Genomic DNA, 3089 nt, shown 5'->3' on the forward strand with positions numbered 1-3089 from the left:
TACAAAGGCCAAGTCGATAGACCAAAACTGCTTAGGTACCGCAAGAAAGGCGGGCTAGCTGCCGTCACTTTTCCCAGACAAGCGCTCAACTATAAGAACGGTTTGTTTTACCCGTCGATCAGCAAGGAAAGTAGACCTGAACTGCTTACTGAGATCGCCTTAGAACCTCCAGGGTTCATAGATCCAGATTGGGTCAAACAGGTTACTATTCGCCCGTATCTAGGCCAATTATGGATCGATTGGGTAATTGATGATGGAAAACAACCGGTGGAAAATAATCCCAATCTAGACTATTTCCAAGCATGGAGTTTTGATCACGGCGGGGACAACTGGTTAACCGGAGTTTCAACCCATGGGAGAAGCCTGATTATTGATGGCAGAAAGCTCAAGTCTCTGAATCAGGCTTATGCCAGGTTGGTTGCCAAATATAAAGCTGGAAAGCCTGAATTATACTGGGATTCAAACTTAGATCGTGTCCAACGCAGAAGAAACAATCAAATCAGGGATGCGATCAACAAAGCCGCCCGTTTTATTATTAATCGGTGCCTGAGCGATTGCGTTGGAAACCTCGTCATTGGTTGGAACGAAGGACAGAAAGATTCCTCAAGCATGGGGAAACGGGGTAATCAGAATTTTGTGGTCATTCCAACAAAAAGACTGATTGAACGACTGAAACAGCTTTGTCCTGAGTATGGAATTAAGCTAACAATTACCGAGGAAGCGTACACCAGCAAAGCGTCTTATCTTGACTCCGACAGCCTCCCAAGACACGGCGAAAAACCCAAAGGATGGAAACCGTCGGGCAAACGAGTTAGGCGTGGTCTGTACAAAACTTCTAATGGTTGGCTAATTAATGCCGATTGTAACGGTGCTGCAAATATAGCTAGAAAAGTAGCCACACAGTTAGGTCTTGACCTGACCAAGGTGGGTAGGGGAGCATTGACACTACCGCACCGGTATGATCTTTTCAACTCTATGAAAAGATCATATAGGACGAGAAGCTACAAGGCACGGTTTCAACCTGCCTTGTAGGAACCTTGTAGAATCCCCTGTGCTTCAGCCGGGGGAGATGTCAAAATCACAAAATATTCATAATTTAGTCTGAATGTAAATTTGTGGACTGCATCTATTTTGATGACAGACAGATGACAGAATCTTCAATTCCGATTCGAGCCCTACCAGAAGCACGCCAACGTTCTCGACCCAATGGGTTGAAATGGTTTTCCTACATAAGTTTGGGGATTTTGAGCAATGCTGCTATTTTGGGTTTAGCTTTTTTTGTGCTCGAGCAAATCCCTCCAACTTACACCAGTAAGGCAGCAGCAATTATACCTGGTGTGGGTTCTCAAGGATCTGTTCAACTCCCTGGAGTCGGTCAAGCTTCCTCCAATCCAGGTGAGAAATCTCCTTACGGATATCTTTTAAAGGTAGATCCACGACAAAACTACCAGTATATCGCCATGAGTGACGTCGTATTAACTGAAGCTGCTGCTGCTGTTAATACCTCAGTCAAAGATTTTGAAGAGTTTGCCAAGCCAAGGGTTTATTTGGATAGAGGTACCACTATCATAGAGTTTGAAGCGGATGGCAAAAGCCCATCGGACGCTCAGCGAAATACTCAGGCTTTTTATCAAGCTTTAGTCAAGCGGATTGATTACTTAAGAGCAGAAGAATCAGCTCGTCAGGATAACAAGACGTTGCTAGCTTTAGACTCTGCTAATAGTAACTTAAAAAACGCCCAAACAAAGCTGTCTCAATTCAAAAAGAAGTCACTGCTCAAAATTTCTGAACAAATCAATAACCTTTCAGAAGAAGTAGAAAGGTTGCGAGTGCAGCGTGCTAATTTATTGGCTCAGCAGCAAGCGGCTACCTCTGGATTAAGGCAGCTAGAAGCTAACCTAAGGTTGTCAACTGACCAAGCAGCCGATGCTCTGATGCTTCAGGATGATGAAGTGTTTAAAAAACTTTGGCAAAACTATAGCGATATTAGTGCTAAGCTAACGATACTAAATTCTCAATGGACACCAAACAGCCCTCAGGTGATTAATCTCAAAGCTAAGAAGCAAGCGGCGCTTGAGGCATTACTTGCTCGTAGCCAACAGCTATTGGGCAAGGGGATGGATGTTCAACGTTTGGATAATCTCAATTTAGGCTTAGATGCCCAGACAGGTCGAGCAAATCTGGCACAAGTGTTAATCAACCAGAGAGCTCAACAGCAGGGACTAACTGGTCAAGTGAACACCTTGGCAGAACAAATTGCTCAGCTAGAGTCCAGACTTCAGACATTGATTCAGGAGCAGTTAACCCTGACTGAGCTTGAGCGAGAGGTGCAAATCTCTGAAGCTATATTTACGGCGAAGTCGGCTCAATTAAACCTGAATAAATCGGATCATGCTACTGCTTATCCAACCCTGCAATTGTTAGTAGAGCCGAACTTACCGAAAGAACCTGTTGGTAATACCAAAAAAACGGTAATGTTGGGAGCTGTGGCGCTTTCCCTGTTAATGACAACTGGCCTGGTTATCCTGGCCTGGGAAAAACCAAGTTCTAAGACAGACGCTCCTAAAGATTCCCCTCCGGTACTTCAACCTGAGTCTTAAACCAGTGAATTTAAACGTAGCAACAATTTGGATCTAATTGTTGGAAACTACTAGCACGGAAAACTAACAGAGAAAGACCCCAAGTCTGCTACCTTAATCAGGTGTTGGCAGTAAGTAATCTGATGAACCTATCCAACCGTATAATCAAAGGGTGGAAATCTCCCACGCTGCGAGTGATGTCTCTGACCTTCTTCGGTATGCTACTGGCGTGGGTTGCGGACATTTTGATGGCGGCGAAACTGGGGACTAGTCAAACCACAGATGCCTTGATTGTTGCCCTCAGCTTACCGCGACTAATTGATACCGTGAGCCGGGAGGGAACCAGACAAAGCTTGGTTCCAATGTTCATGGAGCGTCGAGATGCTCTGAATCACAGGGAATATCATCGCTTGGTCAGTGGCATTGTCAACTTAGCTTTAGTACTCGGTGTTAGTCTAACTGTTCTGTTGGAAATTATAGCGCCATTGATTATAACTGGGTTAGCCCCAG

Annotated in this window: 3 protein-coding genes; all 3 read left to right on the forward strand. The window is 44.7% G+C overall.

All coding sequences use genetic code 11. The features are described 5' to 3' along the window. A partial coding sequence (locus tag F6K20_RS31425) for an RNA-guided endonuclease InsQ/TnpB family protein (RefSeq protein ID WP_287297344.1) occupies nucleotides 1-1032 on the forward strand: 1032 nt, incomplete at its 5' end. A 113-nt stretch (nucleotides 1033-1145) separates the two neighbouring features. Continuing rightward, nucleotides 1146-2600, forward strand: coding sequence for a GumC family protein (locus F6K20_RS31430; protein WP_008187713.1), 1455 nt, complete (start codon nucleotides 1146-1148; stop codon nucleotides 2598-2600). 122 nt (nucleotides 2601-2722) lie between these two features. Further along, nucleotides 2723-3089, forward strand: a 367-nt coding sequence (locus F6K20_RS31435) for a lipid II flippase MurJ (protein WP_287297346.1), incomplete at its 3' end; no start/stop codon positions are given.

This window comes from Moorena sp. SIO2C4 (assembly GCF_010672485.1).
In the GTDB taxonomy this organism is placed as follows: domain Bacteria; phylum Cyanobacteriota; class Cyanobacteriia; order Cyanobacteriales; family Coleofasciculaceae; genus Moorena; species Moorena producens.

What these genes read in the sequence shown, in the direction of transcription:
- F6K20_RS31430 (WP_008187713.1), top strand. Translation starts at nt 1,146, where the DNA reads ATGACAGAATCTTCAATTCCGATTCGAGCCCTACCAGAAGCACGCCAA.